Source organism: Bradyrhizobium cedriense (assembly GCF_054602315.1).
In genome coordinates, this window is the sequence record NZ_JBTSWB010000013.1 from 56,698 (window position 1) to 80,134 (window position 23,437).

Here is a 23,437-nt window from a genome sequence, read left to right on the forward strand (position 1 = left end):
AGGCGCTGCCGGATCTCGACGGAGACGGGGGCCAATCCAGGGACAGTTTCGATGAGCATTATGCCCCAGACGGCCGGCATCCTCGACCGGCTCAACAAGGCCTGCTCGGCTGAGGAGATCTTTGCGCTGCTTGGCGTCGACTACGATCCCAGGATCGTCAATGTCGCGCGCCTGCATATCCTAAAACGCATGGGGCAACATCTCGCCAAGGAGCAATTCGCTGGTGCCGCGGAAGGGGAGGTCGCTGCGCGCTGCAAGGCGATTCTGGAGCAGGCCTATGCCGATTTCGTGGTGTCTTCGCCAATCGACCAGAGGGTCTTCAAGGTCCTGAAGGATGCGGTCGCGGAGCCGAAGAAGCCGGCCGCCTTTGTGCCGCTAAGTGCGCTGAAATAGCGTTCTCTTAAATGCCGTCTACCGCAGAGCAAATAGCTGCGGCGCGCCTCGGCGCGCGCCTCTTCGTTCGGTCGAGTCTGTGGAGCGACGCGGGAGACGGCCCTGTCGCGTTTCCGACGTATGTCGCGGCCCTGTTGTCGCCGATGCCAAGAACCAAGTTAGCAACTGCGCCCAATTCATTCCTTTGGTGCATGACCTCGCGGTGTTCTCAGTTGGTATGACACTTGCTGCTCTGCACCTAAGTCCGCTCAACAACGAATCGAGCTTGTCCTGGAGAAGCGCATGCATAGCGTGCTCTGCATCAAACAGGTCCCCGACCCAGCGCAAATCTGCGCGCGGTTCCTGTCAAACACGATTGTGCAGCGGGGTGTGCCGACAAACCGTCGCGAAGCCGTAGCCGCGGAGGCGTCCCCCAGTTCAGTGACTAGCCCGCCGGCGAGATCACCGTGCACGCTATGGAACCGTATTCACCTGAGCCCTGACTGCGGAAGGTGCGCACCTTGGGTGCCGAAGCTGCGGTGCTGTTTACCGAATGCTCCTTTGTCGATGACGCGACGCTACCCACGACGTACGCGCGCACGACCGCGATCTCGAAGACCAGGGAGCTATCTGGTGGGACCGCTGTCGTCTTCATTGGCAAGTCGGTCATTGACGGCGACATGGCCCAGGTCGGCCCCTGGATCGCAACGTAGCCCTGTTTATTGCAGCTCAATCACCTCGACAGAACCGTCGGTCTCGATCTCCGCGTCCGCAGCTTCTGATGCGGAACGCCGAGGGTACCGTCCTCCGCAAAGAAGGCCCTGGGTGTGAACCGCGAGCAACCGGCGAACGCGCTCATCAGGGTCACGTTCAACCGACAGTCGAAGCCAGAGCCCAATCGTGTCGCGCAGGCGCGTGGATCGGAAGGAGAATGCAAAACCATGAGCAACGTCATCAAGGCTCCCACATCAGCCGCAGCGGGCCGCGCAGCAACGAAGAAGCAGTTGCCGGACCGGTTCAAAGCTTATAAACATGTCTGGGTGTTCGTCGAGCAGGAGCGCGGGCAGGTCCATCCCGTCTCATGGGAGCTTATGGGGGCGGGCCGCAAGCTTGCCGACAGGCTCAAGGTTAAGCTCGCGGCTGTTGTCGTCGGCCCTGAGGGCGAAGCCACACGTAACGCCGCGCTCGAAGCTTTCTGTTACGGCGCCGATTTGACGTATCTCGTGGCCGACAATGTGCTCTCGGATTATCGTAACGAGTCCTACACCAAGGCGCTGTCCGATCTCGTTGAGATCTACAAGCCCGAGATCCTGCTGTTAGGGGCAACAACGCTCGGCCGCGATCTTGCGGGCTCGGTCGCCACTACTGTCCTGACAGGGCTCACCGCCGACTGCACCGACCTCGACGTTGACCTGGATGGATCGCTTGCAGCCACTCGTCCGACCTTTGGCGGCTCCCTTCTCTGCACGATCTACACGCTGAATTACCGGCCACAGATGGCGACCGTCCGCCCGCGCGTGATGCCGATGCCGGAGCGTGTCGCGCGCGATCCCGGCCGCATCATCGTCCATCCGCTCGGCCTGGTGGAAGACGATATCGTGACCAAGGTGCTGTCGTTCATCCCCGACCGCGATTCGGCCAAATCCAATCTCGCCTATGCCGACGTCGTGGTCGCCGGTGGGCTTGGGCTCGGTTCTCAAGAAAACTTTCAGCTTGTGCGCCAGCTCGCCGGCGTGCTCGGTGCCGAATATGGCTGTTCCCGTCCGCTTGTGCAAAAGGGATGGGTCACCTACGACCGACAGATCGGTCAGACGGGTAAGACGATCCGGCCAAAGCTCTATATCGCCGCAGGTGTTTCCGGCGCGATCCAGCATCGGGTTGGCGTGGAGGGCGCCGATCTGATCGTCGCCATCAATACCGACAAAAACGCACCGATCTTCGACTTTGCCCACATCGCCATCGTCAGTGACGCCATGCATCTGTTGCCGGCGCTGACGGACGCGTTTCGTGCGCGGCTCTCGCCACATTCGCGCGACCGGATTGCGAGCTAAAGGAGGCTATCATGATCGAGGAAAGGTTCGATGCAATCGTTGTCGGCGCCGGTATGGCGGGCAACGCGGCGGCGCTGACCATGGCCAAGAAAGGTATGAAAGTGCTGCAGCTCGAGCGCGGCGAGTATGCCGGATCGAAGAACGTTCAGGGCGCAATACTTTATGCCGACATGCTGGAAAAGCTGATCCCGGAGTTCCGGGAGGACGCACCGCTTGAGCGACATCTTGTCGAACAACGGTTCTGGATCATGGATGATCGCTCTCATGTCGGGCTGCATTACCGCTCAGAGGATTTCAATGAAGAGCGGGCTAACCGCTACACGATTATCCGGGCTCAGTTCGATCGATGGTTCTCCTCAAAAGTGCGCGAGGCAGGCGCGACCGTGCTGTGCGAGACCACCGTCACCGATCTTGCGCAGGATGCTTATGGCAGAGTCATCGGTGTTCGTACGGATCGCCAGGATGGCGAGATCCATGCAGATGTCGTGGTGCTGGCCGAGGGCGTGAACGGGCTGCTTGGCACGCGTGCGCGCCTGCGCGAGCGCCCTAAGCCTAACAAGGTGGCTCTCGCGGTGAAGGAAATGCACTTTTTGCCGCGCGAGACCATCGAAGCGCGTTTCAATCTGAGCGGCGACGAAGGCGTCGTGATCGAAGCTGCGGGCACCATTTCTGGCGGTATGACTGGAATGGGCTTCATCTATGCCAACCAAGAGTGCATTTCGCTCGGCATCGGCTGTCTTGTCGCAGACTTCCAGCGCACTGGGCGGACACCTTACGAGCTGCTCGATCGCTTCAAGCGCCACCCGTCGGTCGCGCCCCTGATCGAGGGATCTGAGGTCAAGGAATATTCCGCGCACCTCATCCCCGAAGGCGGCTACAAGGCCATCCCGCAGCTCTATGGAGACGGTTGGGTCGTGGCCGGCGACGCGGCGCAGCTCAACAACGCCATTCATCGCGAGGGGTCCAATCTTGCGATGACGTCCGGGCGGATCGCGGCCGAAGCGATCTTCCAGGTCAAATCGCGCCGGCTTGGCATGACCGCGGAAAATCTCGCGCTCTACAAGAGGATGCTGGATCGCTCCTTCGTCTTGAAGGACATGAAGAAATACAAGGACATGCCGAGGCTGATGCATACCAACTCGCAAAACTTCTTCCTGACCTACCCCCAGCTCGTCTCCAAGGCGATGCAGACCTACCTTCGAGTTGACGGTACACCAAAGTCTGAGAAACAGAAGGCGACGCTGAAATCCTTCGTCGATGCGCGGTCCTGGATAGGGCTGTTCGGCGATGCATTCCGCTTCGCCCGCGCTTGGCGCTAATTGTTCGAAACGCGAACGCGAAACCAATGAGGCTGACTATGAAAGTCGAGAGATCAGTGCGTGTCGAAGACAAGTTGTTTTGCAACCGCTATCTTGTAGACGCCGGACGACCCCACATCAAGGTACGCGCACACACCAAGCCCTCGCCGCAGCTCCTTGCGCTTTTGAAAGCCTGTCCCGCGCGCTGTTATGACCTCAATGACAAGGGCCAGGTCGAGGTCACCGTCGACGGCTGCATGGAGTGCGGCACCTGCCGCGTCATCGGCGAGCCCACCGGCGACATCGAATGGGGCTATCCGCGTGGCGGATATGGGGTGTTATTCAAGTTCGGGTGAGGGGGCTACGATTGCCGCAGTATTAACGGCGCGGCCGAGAAGAACTCACGACATATGCCGTAGCCTGCGAGCGCGCCGGAGGCCGAAGCCGACCAACGCTCGAATATTTGGACGTAAGGGCACACTCGGCGAACTCAGCTCGTGAATATGGGCGCTCACCCTGCGCCCACCCCGGAGGGGCGAGGCGAAGGGTGCGGGAAGGGAGGGTGGATTATTCCGCCGCTTGTGGCGTGCCATGCCCCGCCGCCTCGATCGCAACCGCAACTGACTGTACGATCGCGGCAAAGCGCACGGCCGTTTGAATTGTGTCTGAGCTGATGCCGGATTGCCGCAGCGTCTTCTCGTGTGCATCCATGCAGGCACCGCATCCGTTGATTGCGCTTACTGCCAGTGCCCACAGCTCGAAATCGGCTCTGTCCACACGGGGACTGCCAAGCCAATTCATCCGCAGCCGAGCCGGCATTGTCTTGTATTCCGGGTTGGAGACGAGATGAACGAAGCGGTAGTAGACGTTGTTCATCGCCATGACGGATGCGGCGGATTTCGCCGCTTCGACCGCCGCCGGCGTCATCACCACGCCTGCGGCGGATTCCATTGCGGCCGTCACGACCGGATTGCGGGCCGCGATCGCGCTCGACAGCAACAGGCCGTATTTGCTCTGCGGTGACAATGTTTCATCCGCCATCATGGACGCCAGGTTGAGCCTGACGTCCTTGGCGAAATCCGGAATCCGGTCGTTCAACTGGTCGATCGTCATATCCCCTCAAGCGACTTTCAGCGTTTCGCCGCCGATCTCGCGGCTGCAGGGGCAGAGCTCGTCAGTTTGCAGGGCGTCCAAGACGCGCAACGTGTCCTTCGGGCTGCGGCCGACATTGGGATTCGTGGCATAGACATGCTGGATGGTATTCTCAGGATCGACAATGAAGGTCGTGCGGTGGGCAACGCCATCGGCTGAGCGGCCGCCCAAGCCATCGACGAGCGCGCCGTCCGTGTCGGCAAACTGCCAAATCGGCAGATGGTGCAGGTCCTTGTGCTCGCGCCGCCAGGCAAGCTTGCAGAACTCATTGTCAGTCGAGCCGCCCAGCACGACCGCATCGCGGTCGGCGAAATCGTTGGCCAGGCGGGCGAATTCGGCGATTTCGGTCGGGCAGACAAAGGTGAAATCCTTAGGGTAAAAGAAGATGATCTTCCATTTCCCAGGAAAGCTCCTTTCGGTCAGCGTCTCGAAGGCGCTCTGTCCCTTCTCTTCGTGCAAGTGAAAGCCGGGCTTGACCCCGGTGATTTGGAACGACGGCAACTTGCTTCCAATTCCAAGCATTTTATCCCCACTCGTGTGCTTAGGGCGAACCCAGTGAACTGCATCAGCGAAGCAAGCGATATGCCATGCGATCGTTCGGCTTAACTGTCGCTACTACAACATTCCTTTCGTGGTTATGACGGGTTCAAGCCACGCTGTGACATCAAAGACCGCGGCTCCTTGAATTCAAACTGTCTTGGACCAGCAGATCCGGAGAACGAAGATCTATCGCAAGCTCCGTCGACAGCACGCGACCAACAGGACAGGCGCCCGGCCCAGATCAGTGAGCAGGCCCGCGCCGATGTCCACGACGAGAAACAGAATGAGGCTGGAAGCAAGGTCCTGAGCTTGTCCACAGCAAGCACTACGGCTCGAGTTGCAGCCCAGGGCGGGGAGTTGTGACCGCAACTAGTCCTCGGCGCGATCGAGGTTTCTCGACGCTGGGCACCTGGCGCGCGGTTGAATGAAGCGGTGCCATCGTCGTCTGCTTGGCCTGCAAATCACCACCAAGCGATCTTTCGATAAGCCTTTCCTCCGAAGGGGCTGGACGGAACCCTGAGTATACCGGAGGGGATGATTCCGTTCCTGTGGGAACAGGAAGTGCTACCGATTAAGATTAAGCTCAGGCCAATAGGCATGCCCTTTGCTATTGACGATGAGCGATACACGTCGAGTCCACTGGGATAAGGGCGCATTGTATCTCTTTAATTATTCTCGCTTGCAATGCACTTGGCCTAGATCCGGATGAGCCTGCCCATACCCCAGCCCAAGCCCGATGCCGCGCAGTGAGCGCTATCAGCGCAGGAATCAGGAGACCAGATGATCAAGGCCAGGAAGGAAAGAGTTCACGAACTAATTCGGTCACCCGAAACGGTTCAGGTGCGAAGTCAGGCTCGCGGCAAAGAGGGGAGTACGCTCGAAGGCAGGTCGTCCTCCTTGACAGGCCAGTAAGAACGATGCAGCGCATTCCCGGCGCGAAGCTAGCGACGACATCCAGAGCGCGATCGATCACATGAGGGTCGCCGTCGGTAATGACAGCCATGTCGGAACCTAAGGCAGCACCCAAGCCGCCCAATCATTGCTGCCCTATCAGGCTCACGGCGCTCCTCATGGAACTCTGGTGAGCAGCCGCGGCTAAAACGGCACGCTCCGGCGCCCCGCGCGGCTGGCGATTGACGCTCGGGCAATAGGCGCTTGATCGCCAGGCTGTTTGCCCGTGCGATGCACACTGTCGGAGAACGACAATGAACGACGTATTGACCCACCCAGTTGACGGCGGTTCCTTTTGAGACGCGACAAGTTCTTCAGGGGAGAAGCGATCGACGACAACAGCCCGGATGATGTGGGTAAATCACTCTTTATCGCCACGCGATAGTCCGCGAGTTTCACCGCGAACGAACGGCGGCGCACGCACAGTACTAGGCCGATCGAAGCTGAGATCACATTGGCTATCGTGTGGCTATCAACGATGTGGCCGGCCCGCTACTCGCCATGTTCGGAGTCGCAACAAAGATTTGGCCGCAAGAGAACCTGCCGCTGCGGGGCGGTTGACAACGCTCGATGGATACCGGCACTCGCGCCGGCGATTGTGGAGCACTGTCGGGGAAGCGAGGTTAGACGTGGAACCGCTATGACGCCAACGACTATGGCGTTGTTATTCTCGTCGCCCTGCTCACCGCCGTACTTTTAAGCGGAATGACCTGGTGACTAGCCGCCGGAATCCCGCCAGTCCACGAGCTAACCTTTTTTTGAGAACGGTCCAGATCTTGCGGACCCGTGAATTGCCGCGCTCGCCAATGTGTCTTCCAGAACCTCGTGGCGACGTCGACGACCTGAAGCGATCTCGGTGAAACGTAAATATACTTATGAGTTGTGAGACCCTCGCATTTCCAGTTCGACGATGAAGTCCCGGGATCGAGGTGCGCGCATGACAGTCTGATATGTTCGCGACCCTTGGTCCGCAGGCGCAGCAGGAGCCGATGGGATCCGACAGCGCTGTGCCCGCAATGCGTATTAGGCGGGCGACGGGACCCAGATGTGGCTCAGTGCGTCGATAGTCGCCGTGGCGGTGGTCGGTGGCCTCGGAGCAGCTAAAATGCTGGTCTCAATCTGGGTGGGCTTTCATTGCAGAACCGCCTCGCCCGCACAAAATAGGGGTGGCCCGCTGTCCTCCGGTCTGGTTGTCGGGGCGCGATCAGTGGAAATCACAAGTCTGGCTCAAAGCTTGCAACAAGGCGAGACGAAGCGGGAGACATGGTACGGCGCTCGGCGCTAAGCCCCGCCGGTCACGGCGGCTGCCGTTTGCGCTCATGGAAGCTCGAGTCTGAGCACTGTTGGAGATTGTGAAAGTGGCGATAGGTTTTGTGAAGTGGTTCAATCCTGAAAAGGGGTACGGATTCATCAGGCCTGAGGACGGCAGCCCTGACGTCTTCGTTCATATATCGGCGGTTGAAAAAGCGGGGTATAAAACTTTAGCTGAGGGCTCGCGCGTGAACTACGAGCTCGTCCCCGGCCGCTCCGGCAAGATGTCGGCTGAAAACCTTAGTGTTGGCTGAAGCCGGACCTCTGCCGTTGTTAGGCCAGCGCATCGGGAGGAGAGCCTAGTGTGCCACTCGTTCAGTTCAACTGACGCGTACGTCAGGCCTCTTGGAGCTGCTCGATGATCCATCCTCATTCATGAAATTGCCGGAGCCTCAGCTCGTCCAGCCATTCGCGTTGGTCGATTGACCAACGCGGCAAGAAGCCTCCTTCGATGCTATGCGGCGTACGCCCGTGTCGAGCGCACCGGGAAAGTGATCGTGATGCGCGCGCTTCGGCGTGCCTTTGAAGCAGCATCCCGCTTCCATCTCGTTGATCGAAGTACAGCTTGAACGAGCAGCGTTGAGTGCTGAGCCGTAAGCAGGTTAACTCGACCGCTCCAGCAAGGCGACCGGAGAGGTCCGCCGACGGTCGCAGGTAAAGCTTCGGGATTGTAGATAAGACTCGAACGAGGTTGCTCTTGAGGACGGGGAATGCCATTGCATCGCGCCTCCTCTTGGAGATTGGGCCGATCAGAGCGACACCCGATCGATTGCGCGAGGCTCTGAGCTAAGTCCGTAGGCAATTGAGATCATGTTCCAGACGGTCGAGAATTGCCTCGACGGATTGGGCGCAGTGCACGCGAGGTTGGCCATCAAGATCTTGCTTCTCTTACTGGATAATTTTAAGCAGCGGCGCTTGCCTGTCCGAAATCTCCTGTCGAGCTGGAGGCCTCTGGGGCTTGCGATGCCGGTTCAGAGGCCGAGACCAGCGAGACGTGCTTGAGCTGGGCGAATACGTCCATTCCGTCCTTGAGCCGTAGCGTATCAAACGCGTAACGCGTGATGCGCGCCAAAATGTTCGTACCTGAGCCGCCGGTGCCAAGCGCAAGAACCAGAGTGATCTCGGACGCGCCGAGCGGAAAGCAAGCTTTAATCCGCGCCGGAAAGACATTGAGGATGGTGCTTGAGCGCGGCGCTTCGCGCGAGACGCTGACGTCGCTGGCTGCGATGCGCAGCCGCTGGTGCACGCCGGGTGCAAGCGGCGGTGCCGGCATCAAAAGGCGTGCACCTTTGAGACGGAGGATGAGTAGCCCGCAGCGCCCGTCATTGCCGCCGACCACGGCATCGAGGCTGACGGCAGCTTCGTGACCTGCCGCAAGGGGGCAGCGCCGGATCACTCTGCAAGGTATGCAGCGGCCCCGCCGCGGTGATCGCGCCACGCTCCATCATCACGAGGTGATCGGCGAGGTGTTCGATCTCGGCCATGTCATGCGGCGTGCCGCTCGTGATGTATGGTTTGCGCGCTGCTTGACGGGGGTGAATCAACGACTAGTGCCAGCTTGGCCTCTGGAACGGATGAGCGGCCTTGTCGGATTTCCGACATCGGGGGCTTCAACCAAACATCGATGGCAGCCAAGATAGAGGCTGAAGATGACGGCGGTCTTCACTCTTGTCATTGTGTGAAAGTCTGCTTGAAGATGATGATGTGCCCAATGACAACTTCTTGACCAAGGCGCTCCTCATCGTCGCATGAGCGGACGCCAGTGTTTCGCACGATTTTGTGGTGCTGGCGCTTGCCCGGGAATTGCGGGGGCGAGAGTTCTGCCGGGCGGTGCGAGGCGCGCTCGCGCTCAATTTTTGACAGCGGTACAAGACGCGCCAAGTAAACCTCTTCCGACTGAGTGGACACCTGTAGTAGGCTCTGAGAGGCCGGAGCCGTCGAATGGAAGGACATCAATGTCGGTTGTTCACGGAAAACCACGAGCGTCAGGACGTTGAGCTGGTGGTATCGAGCCGTCGGTCGATTGGGTCTATCGCCAAGAAACTCGGTCTTCGCGACTCGGTGCTGCGGCGCTGGGTAGACAAGTTCCGACAAAGCCGGCATCGGCGGCGATGCGCCCACCACGCAGGCGATGCCGATGTCGGCGGACGAGGCTTCGGAGATCGCCCGCTGCGGCAGGAGAACGAACGGCTGCGCTTGGAGCGACATCTTAAGAAGTCGTCCGTTAAGAAGCCGAATTGAGCTGGGCCGGACAGGCGCGCGTGCGCCAGAGCTGGATCAGGAACAGGCACAAGAGTTCTCTGAGCCAGGCGAGGATGCGGCGGAAGTTGTGGCCGACGGCTGGGAGGATGACGTTGGCCGCATCGCCGGCGCGGCCTTTGAGGTAGCAGCGGCCGAGATGGCCATCGGTCTTCAGGTGTCCGATGATGGGTTCGATGGCGGAGCGGCGGCGCAGCCCGCGCTTGATGACACCGAAGACGCCGCGCTTCTGGCCAGAGATGAAGATTCGGCGGGGATTTTGTGCGTCGTGGCCGCGGTATCCCTTGTCGACATAGGCCCGCTCGATCGCACAGCCGGTGAGCGTCTCGGTGCGGTCGATGACGTCCCGCAAGGTGTGACCGTCGTACGGGTTATCGGGCAGCGCCGTGGCGTGCAGCACGAACAGGCCACCGGGAGCACGGCGGTTGTTGGTGACGATGGAGGCTTCGACACCGAACTCGTAAGGCGCGGCTGCTTTGCCCTTGCCGACGCACTCCACCTCCGGGGCGTGGAAGGAATAGAGCTTCCAGCCGCGCTGGCGCTGCTGCTGCGAGCGGATCTGCGAGGCCCGGCCAAGCGGAAGGGCGAAGGCGTTCTCGAGCACGGTCTGACCTTCGATCTTGCGGCGGATATCGCGGATGATCCGGCCCAGCCGGCTGCGCAGAATGCGCAACTGGCGCTGATGCCGCTTGAACTGCTTGGCATGGGCGTAGCGCCCCGCCATCATTGCCGCGGTTTTGGCAATGCGAAGATAGGACTGCCGCAGCCTGACCCCGTGCTTCCTCGCCAGTCGGTTGAGCCCCTTGATCGCCGCGTGCAGCAGCTTGGCATCGGTCGGGAAGGTGAGGGCCTTCGGCTGCACGGTGGTATCGACCGTGACATGCTTGAGGTCCTGGTTGCGTAACGCACCGGCCTCGTGCGCCACCCGCAAGCTCTCGGCCAGCAACAGCTCCAGCTTGTCGCCGAGCCGCTTGCGGCAATGGCTCAGGTCCGAGCGCTCGTGCGGGAACGCGTGCTGAAAGAACTCTTCGCCGGTGAAGTACTGGAAATACGGGTCGTGGACCCAACGCTCGCACACCCCCTCATCGGACAGGCCGTAAATATGCTTGAGCAGGAGTAGCCCGATCACGAAGCGGGTCGCGATGCCCGGCCGACCGTTCTCGCTATAGAGCGGCGCGATCTCGCCGTCGATCCAGTCCCAATCGACCTTGCCGGCAAGCTGAACCAGCTCGTGCTTCATATTGATGATCTGGTCCAGCCTGGCCCGGAACAGATCGCCCGATCCCGTCGTCCTGTGCTTCTTCGGTCGCATCGCCACCTCCGATGCGACGACGGAATCATGACTGCCGATTCGACGGAATCCTGAAAATGAAATTGCAAGGTTCCGATGCCCCAAGCATCAAAACCCTGCAATCGCAAAACAGTCCACAAAGACAAATGCGATTCTAGCTCAATCGCTTAGCCGCTCTTCACGGACGACTAAGAAAGTCGATCGCGATCTTTGCCGGAACACGGACAAGAGCTTCCGCTTCATCGAGGACCACCGCGACACCTATCGGGTGCGATTGATGTGCGCCGTGCTTGTGTGGCAAAGCTCGCGAGAACCTGTAACGTTCTGCAATCTGTCTGGAAATTGGCAAGCGCCAATCGGCGCGGATCCGGCTCTCGGTCTGCTAGTGCAGCGCCGCGCAATGCTTGCGCCGTGTTGTCAACTTAGGTCGGGAATTCATCAACTACAAGGGGCCCTTCGCTGAATGAGATGCGACATCGGCAGACCGAATTTGAAGCCAATCTTGAACGGACTGGCGATCGATCGAGACCCACGGAAATGTAGAGTACCGAGGCGAGGGCGATGAATTCTTACGCTTTAGGTGACTGAGCTATGAAAAAAAGGTATCGAACTCTTCGATTGGCGGGTGCGACGGCCGAATCAATGGTCGGGCGGGATCTCAATCGGAACAGCAAGACCGGCTTTCACGCGGTCCATGATGACCATTGTTTTGAAACCTTTGATATCTGGAATTTCATAGAAGAATCGACGAGTGAACTGCTCATAATCCTCCATAGTGCGTGCGGTGATGTATAGGACGAAGTCTACGTCGCCGGTGACGTAGAACCCGTTGACAACTTCAGCCGACGATCTGATCGCCTTCTTGAATCTATCGATTATATCCGCGCGCTCCCGCTCCATGCTCACCAACACTAGCATTTGAATTGGCCTTCCGACCGCCCTTGCCGAAACGATTGAGACATCGGCCTCGATGATGCCCTTCGAGCGAAGTCTCTTCAATCGTCGTTGACATGCAGTAGCTGAAAGCCCGGCCATTTCGCCGATGACTTCGGACGTTAGACGGTTGTTCGCTTGTACGATCTCAAGGATGCGGGCATCTATTCGGTCATAACGCATAGTTGAGCTCCAGCTTCCAAGTGCATTTCGTTGCAAAACCCGTGTGTATTGCAGGAAATCGCCCGGGTCACGGTAAAATGCAACGTAATCCTATTCTCGATACGTATCCTGAATGCTGGCCGCAGCGCCGCCAACAGCTATTCGGCTTGCGCTGGCGTCGACGTCTCCGCCGCCGCGCGCTCGCCTGCGCCGGTCCGCCCGACCTTCACGACGATGACGGGTTTGCGAAGCTGAGCCGCCCGCTGGGCCGCAATAATAAATTTGTCGACGTCTCGGACGGCTTCAACAAACAGCAGGATGGCGTCGGTTGACGCGTCCTGCACCATGAAGTCCAAGAACTCGCCGATCCCAAGATCGCTTTCGTTACCGGACGTCACGACATAACTGATCGCAATGCCCAGCGTTTTGGCGCGATCGTGAAACGCAAAGCCGATGCCGCCGCTTTGAGCGACGATGGCGATCCGGCGTGTGGTCGCTGCCAGTCGAGTCTCGCCCGGCTTTACATCGACGACGGGGCTAAACGTTGCCGCGACCCGCTGGACCTCACTATAGAAACCTTCCGCATTGGGTCCAGAGATCCGCATTCCGGTTCGTTTGGCGAGCGCTGCAATCCTTTCTTGTTGGGCTGCGGCATCGCCCCCCTCTTCCGCGAAGCCGGAGGAAATAATCAATGCATTCTTCACGCCCATGGCGGGGCTTTCTTCAAGCGCTGCTAGAACCGTGCGCGCCGGAATAACAACGATAGCGAGATCGATGGGTGCGATTATATCGGCGATCGACTTGTAGCATTTCAGCCCGTCAATCTCGTCACAGTTCGGATTTACCGGATATATACTTCCTGGGAACTCGTTCTTGCGTAGAAATGCTAGGAGTCGGCCCGAAATCTTCCCGTGATCGCGCGAGGCGCCGATCACAGCGATGCTCGCGGGTTTGAAAAAGGAGTTAAGTGGATGTGGCACGGTTGTCTTCCCTATTTGTCGTTCCAAGAAAAACTCACTGCAGTTTTGCATCTGGTCGTCACAACCCGCCGTCCGCGCTCGCCACTAACCTCCGTCGGAGTGGTCCTATTGTTGTCCGCCATTTTCTTCCCGCGAACTTTTGCATAGGGTAGTCTGGGTTCCTGCTTGCATTGCGCGCCGCAGATCAACTCAGAACCGTCATGCAGTTTCTTACCACAGTAACGCCGCGCGCTTTCACTTTGGCCTCAAACGAGATTACGTTGCCATCCTTATCGCGCTCGCCGTCAACGGACATCACGCGGTTGATGTTCATTTCGCCGCGCCCCGCCCCGAGTACCGCGACAGACGCAAATGTCGGCACGACTTTAAGGGCGCGTGGAGCAGCCCCAGCCTCGTTGACGAACACCAGCTCTCTTTCATCCAGAGGATCGCCGCCCATGCCAATGCCGTAGGCGTACAGCATCACATCTCGATCAGTATAGCTATATTTCTGACCGAGAGTTTTCAGGGCCATCAGCTCTTCGTACTTGATCGGCATTCTCTTCGTGTTCCTCCACTCCCTATTATGCTCGCGGTGAGGAGCCACATTGCTCGTTGTGAACCACGGGGATGCACTTGCGTCCTGTTCGCGCCAGGCCTGCGATAAGTCTTCGCTGCTCGCTAAAATCTCGAAGCCGCGGTACCGAAGGCTGCAGGTGCTCATTAATTACATCAGCGCAATTCGGCCTTCAGGGTCCCCTTGAATTTAGCCGGATAACCCCATCGTAAATCTTTTGTCAATATGAAATATTGCATTGAGAGACATTATATCACATATGCCCAATGGCAAGATGTGGCAGTGATACCCGTCGACGATGTGATGGACGGCGGCGTTTACTATCAGGTGCGCGTGCGGTATCGCTGCTGATTGCGCGACGTGCTCGCCGAGGGTGCATGCGAGTGGCCAAGAGAAGAAATCATCTCTGATGAAAACATCGTCGCTAGCGGGCGCCGACCTGGGCCCGGACAGTCGACGATGTTTCGGCGTACGGTCCGCCGGAGTCGGATCCTGCAGGAGAAGAGCTGCTGAATGAGGTTGCGGCGACGTTGAACTGAAAGTGCGGACTGTCGCCAACGGGACGAGCCAGTTCAAACCCAGATAGAAATATCAGAAGTGCAATCTGAAATCGATTGCGGCGTGGTAATTCGGCTTCACCACTAAGCTATCTGTGGAATCTAAAGGTTTGGGCATTGGGCCCGGTCCCCGTCGCGATGCATCCCAGTGAATGCGCAACTCGGTTGGTCTCAGGCCCGGTTCATTCTGAGTTTATGGATGCCGCTTGACCGCTTGCGAATTCGGTCTCGCTCAGAGGGCCTGCAGTCGGGCGAGCCATAGGAACCCAGTTTTCGTACTCCTGCAAGGAAGCGACTATCACGTCGACAGCCATACGGTGTATTCCAGAGTACTCATGACGGCTGACACCCACCAATGGACGGGCGAATCTTTCAGGGGCTTCCTGACAAACTCTTTCGATCCGGTTTCGGCGCGCCACTCAAGGAGGCGCTCCGCAATGAGTATTACCGCGCCCTCTGTTTTAAGCAACGCGGCCGTCATTCTTCCGCCGCGCAAATGCAGAATTTCCGGTGGAATGTAGCCTCCGGCGCGGCAAGATTCCAACTATTCGTCGTAAGGGCCGGGGGCAAAATGACGCTCAAAGAGCACGAGCGAATACGGGTCAAGTCGGCAAGACGCACACTTTCGAATTTGCGGGCGGATGCTCGGCGTCAATCATGACGCCCATGGGCTCCGCAAGCGGCGCGGATACCCACAGTCCCTTTCCATCAAATGGATGACGAAGTAGGCCGACGTCTATGTCTCCAGCCGCCAGGAGCTGTTGTTGCTCAGGATTAGAGTCCTCGATAACGTCTATAGTCACTTGCTCGCGCTGCAGGCGCCTTACGACATTCGACAGTGCATTGCGCGAGGTTTCGAGGAGAAGTGCGATCCGAAGACGTCGTGATTGGCTGGGCGACAGTAGCCGTGCCGCGCGTAGAGTATCGTCAAACGCTTGCACGACGTTACGGGCTCTCGGCAGCAACGACTCGCCATCTGACGTCAGCTCGACCTTCCTCTTGGTACGGTTCAACAATTTCAGGCCGAACTCTCTTTCCAAATCGGCAATGCGAATCGAAAGGGCCGGCTGGCCCATGTTCAGATTTCGAGCGGCTCTAGCGAAACTGAGGGCTTCGGCCACTGCCACAAAATAACGGAAATGTCTGATCTCCATCTATCGTCCCTAACGGCCCCAGAACCCGCCATCAGCGTACCTACCCATCAAGGCGCGAGAGGGAGCGACCCGTTGCGAGTCGCCGGACTGGCGCACTTTGCGCCGCCGACGGTCGATTTTATGGGAACGCTACCAGAATCGGCGGTCTGCCTAGCCATTAATTTACGTTATTAGTTTGGCGGAGCTCGGTATTGGCGGTCTTCGAAATGTCGCAGTAAGCGGGAGAGCACCAGTTTACCGATAGGAATCAGGAAAGGGTCCATGCTCAGGGTTGGGATCGATATTGGCGGCACTTTCACAGACTTCGCTATCTGGCGCGACGCCGAAGGCTATCGGCAGATTGAAGGAGAAAAGATTCCAACGTCACGTTCGCAATTCGCTCGCTCGGTGGTCGAAGGGCTGGAACGTATCATCAGGCGCCACAGCGTTCAGGCAGAGGATCCGATAGTAGTCGTGCATGGCACGACCGTAGTCATCGAACGATCGGAACAACCAATAGCGCTGATCACAACGCAAGGGCATCGGGACGTTCTGAACATTGCTAGGCTGCGTATGCCTAAGCCGGTGGATATGTTCAATTGCCGACCGCCGCCGCTGGTGCCACGAGCGATGGTCTTTGAAGCTAATGAACGGCTCCGCGCCGACGGTAGCATCGAAACGCCATTGGACGCGGGCTCCGTTGTGATTGCCCTTGCGCAGGCACAGGAACGCGGCGCCACTGCAATTGGCGTATGTCTTCTGCATAGCTACCGCAATCCGGTCCACGAGGCGCGAGTGCTGGAGATTTCTCGCGCCAAGTTCCCCAATCTCCAGATCATGGCGTCGCACGAGATCTGGCCGCGGCAATCCGAATATGAATGCGCGGTTCTCACGCTTCTCAATGTTTATGTGAAGCCGGTCATGGCCGGGAATATCGGCGAAGTCGATGATTTCCTTCGTCAGCGCTTGCCGAATGCGCGCTTGCTAGTAACCAAATCGAATGGCGGCGTGATGTCCGCGGCCGAGGCCTGTCTCCTGCCGGCGCACACCTTGCTGTCTGGTCCTGCCGCCGGCGTTGCCGCCGCGCGCATACTTGCCGAATGGACGGAGAACACCTCTGTTCTGACCATGGATATGGGGGGCACATCGACAGACGTGGCACTCGTTCAAGGCGATCGGCCAATGCTTACCGCCCAAGCCGAAGTGGGTGATTTCCCACTGATCTTGCCGGTTACCGCGATCGAGGCAACGGGCGCCGGCCGTGGCTCTATCGCTTGGCTCGACGGCGAGGTACTGAAGGTGGGGCCGCGGAGTGCCGGTTCGAAGCCGGGCCCTGCCTGCTATGGCACGGGGGGCATCGCCCCGACGCTGACCGACGCGTATCTGCTCTGCAATTACCTATCGCCGCGGGGGCTTCTTGGCGGAAGTCTCCCTTTGTGGCGCGAACTGGCCGAGCGAGCGATGGTGCCGATCGCGAAAGCGGGCGGCGACGATGCCGTTACTGCGGCGGAAGGCTGCATCGCGGTCGCCACTAGCAACATGCTGGCGAAAGTGCTGCCGTTCCTAGCGCGCGCCGGCGCTGCTCCCGCCGACCTAATGCTGCTGGTTTTCGGTGGCGCGGGCGGTATCCATGGTCCGCTGCTGACCGAGGAGGCGGGCATTAGGCGTATACTCGTGCCGCGCCCTTCTTCCGTTTTTTGTGCATTTGGCGGACTAGCCGCGGACTTGGTGCACGATTCGGTACGTAGTACGGCCGGCATCGCCGTGGATGCCGATGCTATGGCGCGAGTTTTCGAGGAACTGGCGCAGTCGGGGCGCGATTGGATCGCAAATCAAGCGGCGCGCGGAGAGATCGGGCAAATCGTTGTTTATATCTGGCAGAAATGCGCTACGCAGCCCAATCCTTCACCGTCACCGTCGAATTGACGGACGCGGAGTACCAACGGCATGACGGCGGTTGCTGACCCATTCCATGCCGACCATCAAAAGTTGTTCGGCTATGCCAATCCAGGTGCGCCGATAGCGGTTAATGAACCGATGATGCGTACTTGGTCGACAAGCGAAGCCGAATGCGCTTCCGGATCTGAAGCAGCCGGCCCGCTCAGCCAAACATTGGTCGTACCGCAATATGCGATTCGAAAAGCGTGGTGGCCGGATTGCCCTGTGTTCGCCCGCTCTGAGCTCGATGCGGGCTGGGTCCAAGTCGGGCCGGCTTTGATCGAGCATGATTTGGCGACGGTTTAACGACGGTGCGGCGGCGTGCGGAAATGGCGGCGCGGCGGCTGCGAGGTCATTCATAATGCACGGAAAAGCGCGCACTGAGTATGAGGAGTTGTGGCCGATCGAAGCGAGCGTTGCATTTGCAAACGCCATACTAAAGGCGCCCCGCGGATTGCGTGCTGCGGTGCAGCGAGGCGCGGGCGACACTGACGACGACGCAAGTGCCGGTCAATGCGGCCATCGCAAGCGATGCTGGGGGAAGCTTAGTGATTCCCAGACAGAATTCTGATCTGGGCCTTCGCGGATCGGGCAGAGAGAAAAATGCCGGGCTCGATAGACGTTCAAGCAACCGATCCTGGTGCAACGATTTGTGGCAGAATCCAGCTGCTTTCCTGTTCATAAGGGTGATCATGATGACTACTTGGACCTTGGGCGCCGTCGGCGATGTTTTCGTGAATCGCGACAATCCGGCGGACGCCTTTTTGGGTTCTGGCGATTTGCTGCGCAAGATTGACGTCGTGTTCGGCAATTGCGAGGGCGCCTTCACCGATCAACCGCATTTTTCACCCGGCCAGAACTGGCGGGTCGTAGCACCGAAATTGAACGGAAGTGGGCTTGCAAAAGCGGGGTTCGATGTGATGTCGGTTGCGAACAATCATATCGTTGATGCAGGCCATGAGGGATTGATCGATACCTTGAACCTGCTGCATTCGCAGGGAATCAAGACGATCGGCGCTGGTGCTAACCTCTTGGAAGCGACAACAGCGGCGATCATCGAGCAGCACGGCATGAAGATCGGCCTTCTCGGCTTCGCTTCTGTCTATCTGCCGGGTTACGAAGCTCGCAGATCAATACCGGGGCTCGCCGCCATGCGTGTCCATTCGCATTATTATATTCCTGAATGCTCCTATGGCCTTATCGAGCCAGGTTGGGCCCCCGCGGTCCGCACTTTCCCGTACCCCGAAGATGTTGAGCTTCTGGAGTCATTAATCCGGAATCTGCGCAGCAAGGCACATGTCGTGGTCGTCAGTCACCATTGGGGAAAGTGCAAACCAGCCGATGTAACCGAATATGAGCGGATTCTAGGGCATGTGTCGGTCGACGCCGGCGCCGACGTTGTTTTGGGTCATCACCATCATTTTCTGCGCGGCATCGAAATCTACCGCGGCAAACCGATCTTCTACGGCCTCGGCCACTTTGTGTTTGACCTGCCCTGGCTCGACGTCGTTCAAAATAGCGATCAACTAGAAGCGCTTAAGGCGACTGGGGAGTACGCGATCTATCCGCGTGAAGGCTATCCGCTGTTGCCATTCCACGCCGACGCACGAATGACTATGGTCGCCGCCTGCGATTTCGATGGAACGCAGATGACATCGGTTGGCTTCTTTCCGTGTCTTATTAACGCAGAGAACCACGCCCTTCCTTTGAAAGCGGGTGATCCTCAAGCTCAGGAAATCGTCGATTATATCTACAGGATCAGCGCTGAAGCCGGTCTGCTAACCTCTTATTCCCCCGTTTCGGAAAAACTTGGCTTTGCCTATTCGAGCATGCAGATGCCAGTCTCGACGCAGAACGCCGCCTCCATCGTGATCGAGAGCCGCCACGACAGAACCCGGCGGGTCGCCCATATACGAAGCCGCGCGCCATCGGGATGTACGTGATGTCCATCGCCCAGACCTGGTTCGGGCGCGTGATCTCCATGCCACGCAGCAGGTACGGATAGATCTTGTGCCCGGGCTCAGGTTTGGTGGTGCGTGGACGGCGGGACAGCGCCTCTATCCCCATCCGCCGCATGAGTGTCTTCACATGCCGGTGGCCGATCTTGCACCCCTCGCAGCCAGCAGGCCTCTCAACATCCGCGAACCGGCGAAAGGAAACTCCAGATGCAGCCGGTCGAGCCGTCGCATGATCGCGAGGTCGTCGGGCGACACCGGACGCGGCAGATAATAGACGCTGCCGCGACTGATCTTCAAAACTTCCGCCTGCCTGGTGATCGAAAGATCGTGCTCACGGTCGATCATCGCTTTGCGCTCAGCAATCCCGCCTTGGTGAGCGCGCCTTCTAAAAAACTAGTCTCGGCGCTACGCACCCCCTGTGGGGCGTCAGTTCTTCGATCTTGGCGTGCAGCGACTCCACGTCGATGGCGGGTAACGCCGCCGCTGCGCTGCTGCCCCCCGGACCGAACACATCGGCGGCTCCGCCTTCAAGTTGCGCTTTCCACGATGTGATCTGATTGGGGTGGACGTCGGAATTGCTCAGCCAACTGAGCCAGTGTCCAGTCGCCCTTGACCGCGGCAAGAGCCACTTTCGCCTTGAAGGCCGGTGTGTGGTTCCGGCGTGCTCGTCTGCTCATCGTCTCTCCTGATTCGCGGGACAATCTTGCCCGCCGTCAGGCAGAAACTCCACTTATCGCCCTGTTCCGATTTGCGGAGCCGGCTCTTAGTATGCCGTTGGGACTTCACACTAATGGCGAGAGCGGCGTTCCCGGTGGAATGGGTTGGCCCTCCTTCTATGAAGGGCGTCACCATACGACAACCTTTCAACACCGAGAGCTGCTCACGAGCTTGGTCTTTGAAGGCGTTCTCGAGCGCTTTCCAACTCTCAAAGTGGTGCTCGTCGAGGGGGGATTCGCGTGGATCAATGCTTGGCGCTGGCGCGCAGATCGCCAATGGATCCGCATGCGAGATGAAGTTCCACACGTGAAGATGCCCTCCCTCGGAATATGTCAGGCGGGCGATCTATATTACGACTCAACCGATGGATGAGCCAGCGAGAGCGAAAGATATCCGTGACGTGATATCCTGGTTTGGTTGGATCGACTGCTGTTTGCATCGGATTATCCGCACTGGGATTGGGACGATCCAAGTCAGGCGTTCAAGTGCGCCCTTTCGGAGTCTGAGCGCCGCGGGATCTATTTCGAAAACGCTGCCGACTTATACGGCCTGGAGTCGCGCGATGGCTAAACATGTCGTTGCTGCGGTAGGCGATATTCCGAGCCGTGGGCGGCTCGCGACAACGGTGAGGGGCGTCCGATCGTGATCTTCAATCGCGAAGGCCAGTTTTTTGCGCTGCTTGACCGTTGCCCCCACTCTGGAGCGCGTCTAAGTCATGGATTGCTTACCGGATTGGTTCAATCCGACGGGCCAGGCTACTTCAAATACTCACGCCCGGGAGAGATTATCAAATGCCCTTGGCACGGTTGGGAGTTTGATATTCGTTCGGGTCAATCGTATTGCAGCCCTGAATCAGTGAAGACAAAGACGTACGACGTCAAAGTTCAATCCGGTTCTGAGCTTGAGAAGGGGCCGTTTGTTGCCGAGACTTTTAAAGTCTCCGTTGAGGACAATTACATCGTGTTAGAAGTCTAACTTATCGCTTGGGTTTGAACGGCGCCTGAACATTGGCACAGCCCAGTTTTTTGGTTGCTCGGTCTGGGAGTCGGCTGACGTCTCAAGTGATCGCCGGTCGAGTTCGCGATGGTCGCTCACGCTGATTGGAATCAGAAGTCGACGAAAAGCGAACGTTGCGTGGACGCGCAGCTTGTCAGCGCGTACCGCTCCCGACCTTTGCAGACCGAGTCATGGGGCAGGCTTGAAGCAATGGGTTGTGCGGAAAACGGCTTGTGCCGACTGAAAGCCCGCAGCGTCGGCATAGGCTCGGTCCTCGTCCGCTCCGTCGCGCGACCTAAGGCATCCCCTCCGCACGTTACTTCCAGCATCTCGGTCGGATTCTGGAGAGAAAATGCTTCGACTTAGCGTGCTGACTGGCGGCAGCACGTTGGCTTGGGGCAGCGTGAGCGCGATTGCAGGCAAGAACAAAGCCTTCAGCGCTACCCAAGGGCCGCCTGACCACCCTCGAAAGCCACCGGAGGATAGTCATTGCGATCCTATCGCGAAAACATACACGAGAGGCAGCGCTTACCAGAAGTTAGGCAAGGCTATCTCAAGTTGACTTAATCCCATGATCCCGTAACCGAGATTCCAGGATCCCCTAGTAGAGGCAGCCGTTTCTGTTCGTAGCAGATATCGTGCCGACCGGCAGGGCGTCATGGTGGACAGCAGCTGCAAAGCAAAAAGCGCTAGCAGTCTGCTGAAGAACCCCCTGGCCACGGATGTGGCTTGATGATTCACTTTGTCATCTCGAATCGGCGGAGATGATCATGCGCGGCAAGTTTACGGATCAGGGCGGCCTGTTTTCGTACATCGCGCCGGATAAGCGTGTGCCAGCGAACCATCCGCTGCGGAAAGTCCGGGAACTTGTCCGGGATGTTCTGAGTGATTTGAACCGCAGCCTTGGGAGGCTTTACGCCAGCGAGGGCCGCCCTTCGATCCCTCCGGAGCAATTGCTGAGCGCCTTGCTGCCGCAGGTGTTCTACGGCATCCGCTCGGAACGCCAGTTGATGGAGCAACTGGACTACAATCTTTTGTACCGCTGGTTCGTGGGCCTGTCGCCGGACGATCCGGTCTGGGATCCGACCACCTTCACCAAGAACCGGGAGCGGCTGCAGAACGGCGATGTGTTCACGAAGTTCATGACCAGACTTCTGAACCATCCGCAGGTCAAGCCGCTGCTGTCGGACGAGCACTTCTCGGTGGATGGAACGCTGATCGAAGCCTGGGCTTCACAGAAGAGCTTTCGCCCCAAGGACGGCAGCGGCGACGACGATGACGGCGCCAACTTCCACGGCCAGAAGCGCAAGAACGACACCCATGCGAGTACCAGCGACCCGGACAGCAGGCTTTATCGCAAGGCAGCCGGACGGGAGGCCAAGCTTTGCTATATGGGCCACGCCACCATGGAGAACCGGCATGGGCTGGCGGTGGCCGGCAGGGTCACGCATGCCAATGGCACCGCCGAACGCCGGGCTTCGGAGACCATGCTGAAGGCGAGACGCAAAGCTGTCGGCCGCCGCATCACGGCCGGTGAGGACAAGGCGTACGATACCGCCGACCATGTCGCCAATCTTCGCGCCATCGGCGTGACGCCGCATGTGACGCAGAACCAGGCCGTTACCAAAACCGGCAAGACCCGCAACAGTGCCATCGACGAACGCACGACCCGGCATCCGGGGTATGGCATGTCGCAATCACGCCGGGCGATGGTCGAGTGCATCTTCGGATGGGGCAAGCAGCACGGCACCATGCGCAAGACCAAGCATCGGGGCATCGCGCGCGTCGCCGCCGACTTCCTGCTCAATCTGATCGCCTATAACCTGATCCGCATTCCCAAACTGCTTGCCGCATAGCCACCCCGCGTCAGGCTCACCCAACACCAGGCCAGAAAATTACATCCAACTCCACCACGCCGCCCCAACAATCACTGCCCAGAACAAGAAAACTCAGTTCAAGGTTTTTCAGCAAACTGCTAGGTCAAACTGATCCAAATGCGTTCACCGACAAGTACGCGACCGGGACGGAATAGTGTAGGATTCGCCAAGGTTGCCCATTAGAACACCTTCCGTCCAGCTCACATTTCTGAGGCGAGTGAGCTCATTCAGACCCAGTTTAGCGCGAAGTGCGGCAAGCATCTCGGGAGTCGCATCGGGTCCGAGCATGAGCTCAGCGGGATCACCGGGAAATACCTCGAGTACCGTGAAGACGACTCCGCTTGCGATAACGAGCGTGATCAAAAAGCGAGAAAAGACGCCAGAGTGTGTATGAAGGGTTGTCGA

Annotated in this window: 20 protein-coding genes and 4 pseudogenes; 13 read left to right on the top strand and 11 right to left on the bottom strand. The window is 58.7% G+C overall.

The window, feature by feature from the left end; genetic code table 11:
• Positions 1-51 precede the first annotated feature (51 nt).
• From nifW to ACYCVF_RS35685, 5 genes are all read left to right on the top strand, one after another.
• Positions 52-393: a nitrogenase stabilizing/protective protein NifW gene (gene nifW / locus ACYCVF_RS35665; protein WP_459607427.1), complete on the top strand. Its 342-nt coding sequence runs from the start codon at positions 52-54 to the stop codon at positions 391-393.
• A gap of 500 nt (positions 394-893) precedes the next feature.
• Positions 894-1,085: a hypothetical protein gene (locus ACYCVF_RS35670; RefSeq protein ID WP_459607429.1), complete on the top strand. Its 192-nt coding sequence runs from the start codon at positions 894-896 to the stop codon at positions 1,083-1,085.
• Between the two features lie 228 nt (positions 1,086-1,313).
• Positions 1,314-2,423, top strand: a complete 1,110-nt coding sequence (locus tag ACYCVF_RS35675) for an electron transfer flavoprotein subunit alpha/FixB family protein (protein WP_459607431.1) — start codon at positions 1,314-1,316, stop codon at positions 2,421-2,423.
• Between the two features lie 11 nt (positions 2,424-2,434).
• The gene (locus ACYCVF_RS35680; RefSeq protein ID WP_459607433.1) at positions 2,435-3,742 is read left to right on the top strand and encodes an FAD-dependent oxidoreductase; all 1,308 of its coding nucleotides are present in this window, start codon (positions 2,435-2,437) and stop codon (positions 3,740-3,742) included.
• A gap of 38 nt (positions 3,743-3,780) precedes the next feature.
• Positions 3,781-4,077, top strand: coding sequence for a ferredoxin family protein (locus ACYCVF_RS35685; RefSeq protein WP_027534368.1), 297 nt, complete (start codon positions 3,781-3,783; stop codon positions 4,075-4,077).
• 211 nt (positions 4,078-4,288) lie between these two features.
• Here the strand turns inward: ACYCVF_RS35685 and ACYCVF_RS35690 are convergent, their stop codons facing one another.
• Both ACYCVF_RS35690 and ACYCVF_RS35695 read right to left on the bottom strand, forming a co-directional pair.
• Positions 4,289-4,834, bottom strand: a complete 546-nt coding sequence (locus ACYCVF_RS35690) for a carboxymuconolactone decarboxylase family protein (RefSeq protein ID WP_459607435.1) — start codon at positions 4,832-4,834, stop codon at positions 4,289-4,291.
• A gap of 6 nt (positions 4,835-4,840) precedes the next feature.
• Entirely contained in the window at positions 4,841-5,395 is a 555-nt protein-coding gene (locus ACYCVF_RS35695) for a peroxiredoxin (RefSeq protein WP_459607437.1), read from the bottom strand.
• 2,327 nt (positions 5,396-7,722) lie between these two features.
• On the opposite strand from ACYCVF_RS35695, the gene ACYCVF_RS35700 reads away from it, so the two are divergent.
• On the top strand, positions 7,723-7,929 hold the full coding sequence (locus tag ACYCVF_RS35700; RefSeq protein ID WP_459607481.1) for a cold-shock protein: 207 nt from the start codon (positions 7,723-7,725) through the stop codon (positions 7,927-7,929).
• A 647-nt stretch (positions 7,930-8,576) separates the two neighbouring features.
• On the opposite strand, the gene ACYCVF_RS35705 is transcribed toward ACYCVF_RS35700, so the two are convergent.
• Both ACYCVF_RS35705 and ACYCVF_RS35710 read right to left on the bottom strand, forming a co-directional pair.
• Positions 8,577-8,948: a TOBE domain-containing protein gene (locus ACYCVF_RS35705; protein WP_459607439.1), complete on the bottom strand. Its 372-nt coding sequence runs from the start codon at positions 8,946-8,948 to the stop codon at positions 8,577-8,579.
• A gap of 398 nt (positions 8,949-9,346) precedes the next feature.
• Complete coding sequence (locus ACYCVF_RS35710; protein ID WP_459607441.1) at positions 9,347-9,556, bottom strand: hypothetical protein; 210 nt, start codon at positions 9,554-9,556, stop codon at positions 9,347-9,349.
• Positions 9,557-9,616: 60 nt separating this feature from the next.
• On the opposite strand from ACYCVF_RS35710, the gene ACYCVF_RS35715 reads away from it, so the two are divergent.
• On the top strand, positions 9,617-9,916 hold the full coding sequence (locus ACYCVF_RS35715; protein WP_459607443.1) for a transposase: 300 nt from the start codon (positions 9,617-9,619) through the stop codon (positions 9,914-9,916).
• Here ACYCVF_RS35715 and ACYCVF_RS35720 read toward each other — a convergent pair.
• From ACYCVF_RS35720 to ACYCVF_RS35740, 5 genes and pseudogenes are all read right to left on the bottom strand, one after another.
• Positions 9,900-11,246, bottom strand: a complete 1,347-nt coding sequence (locus ACYCVF_RS35720; RefSeq protein WP_459607445.1) for an IS5 family transposase — start codon at positions 11,244-11,246, stop codon at positions 9,900-9,902. The two genes, ACYCVF_RS35715 and ACYCVF_RS35720, sit on opposite strands and share 17 nt — an antisense overlap.
• A gap of 618 nt (positions 11,247-11,864) precedes the next feature.
• On the bottom strand, positions 11,865-12,341 hold the full coding sequence (locus tag ACYCVF_RS35725; protein WP_459607447.1) for an Lrp/AsnC family transcriptional regulator: 477 nt from the start codon (positions 12,339-12,341) through the stop codon (positions 11,865-11,867).
• A gap of 137 nt (positions 12,342-12,478) precedes the next feature.
• Positions 12,479-13,300 carry a CoA-binding protein gene (locus tag ACYCVF_RS35730; protein WP_459607448.1) on the bottom strand — a complete coding sequence of 274 codons (822 nt, stop codon included), beginning with the start codon at positions 13,298-13,300 and terminating at the stop codon, positions 12,479-12,481.
• Positions 13,301-13,571: 271 nt separating this feature from the next.
• A pseudogene (locus ACYCVF_RS35735) lies at positions 13,572-13,838 on the bottom strand (3-alpha,7-alpha,12-alpha-trihydroxy-5-beta-cholest-24-enoyl-CoA hydratase); the annotation flags it as partial.
• Positions 13,839-15,015: 1,177 nt separating this feature from the next.
• The gene (locus ACYCVF_RS35740; protein WP_459607450.1) at positions 15,016-15,567 is read right to left on the bottom strand and encodes a LysR family transcriptional regulator; all 552 of its coding nucleotides are present in this window, start codon (positions 15,565-15,567) and stop codon (positions 15,016-15,018) included.
• A gap of 261 nt (positions 15,568-15,828) precedes the next feature.
• Here ACYCVF_RS35740 and ACYCVF_RS35745 point away from each other — a divergent pair, with 261 nt between their 5' ends.
• The 3 genes and pseudogenes from ACYCVF_RS35745 to ACYCVF_RS35755 all read left to right on the top strand — a co-directional run.
• Positions 15,829-17,472, top strand: a complete 1,644-nt coding sequence (locus ACYCVF_RS35745) for a hydantoinase/oxoprolinase family protein (protein ID WP_459607452.1) — start codon at positions 15,829-15,831, stop codon at positions 17,470-17,472.
• Between the two features lie 21 nt (positions 17,473-17,493).
• Positions 17,494-17,790 carry a hypothetical protein gene (locus tag ACYCVF_RS35750; protein WP_459607454.1) on the top strand — a complete coding sequence of 99 codons (297 nt, stop codon included), beginning with the start codon at positions 17,494-17,496 and terminating at the stop codon, positions 17,788-17,790.
• A gap of 389 nt (positions 17,791-18,179) precedes the next feature.
• Positions 18,180-18,962, top strand: a pseudogene (locus tag ACYCVF_RS35755) (CapA family protein); the annotation flags it as partial.
• A 365-nt stretch (positions 18,963-19,327) separates the two neighbouring features.
• Here the strand turns inward: ACYCVF_RS35755 and ACYCVF_RS35760 are convergent.
• Positions 19,328-20,119 (bottom strand): annotated as a pseudogene (locus ACYCVF_RS35760) (IS3 family transposase); the annotation flags it as partial.
• Between the two features lie 457 nt (positions 20,120-20,576).
• Between ACYCVF_RS35760 and ACYCVF_RS35765 the strand changes: the two are divergent.
• The 3 genes and pseudogenes from ACYCVF_RS35765 to ACYCVF_RS35775 all read left to right on the top strand — a co-directional run bounded on the left by ACYCVF_RS35765 (position 20,577) and on the right by ACYCVF_RS35775 (position 23,011).
• Positions 20,577-20,729 (top strand): amidohydrolase family protein, encoded by a 153-nt coding sequence (locus ACYCVF_RS35765; protein WP_459607456.1) that lies wholly within the window; start codon positions 20,577-20,579, stop codon positions 20,727-20,729.
• Positions 20,722-21,134, top strand: a pseudogene (locus ACYCVF_RS35770) (Rieske (2Fe-2S) protein). Before ACYCVF_RS35765 ends, ACYCVF_RS35770 begins: the two are co-directional and overlap by 8 nt.
• 791 nt (positions 21,135-21,925) lie before the next feature.
• Positions 21,926-23,011: an IS5 family transposase gene (locus tag ACYCVF_RS35775; RefSeq protein WP_459607457.1), complete on the top strand. Its 1,086-nt coding sequence runs from the start codon at positions 21,926-21,928 to the stop codon at positions 23,009-23,011.
• Positions 23,012-23,155: 144 nt separating this feature from the next.
• Here ACYCVF_RS35775 and ACYCVF_RS35780 read toward each other — a convergent pair whose 3' ends face one another.
• Positions 23,156-23,395, bottom strand: coding sequence for a hypothetical protein (locus ACYCVF_RS35780; RefSeq protein ID WP_459607459.1), 240 nt, complete (start codon positions 23,393-23,395; stop codon positions 23,156-23,158).
• Positions 23,396-23,437: the final 42 nt, after the last annotated feature.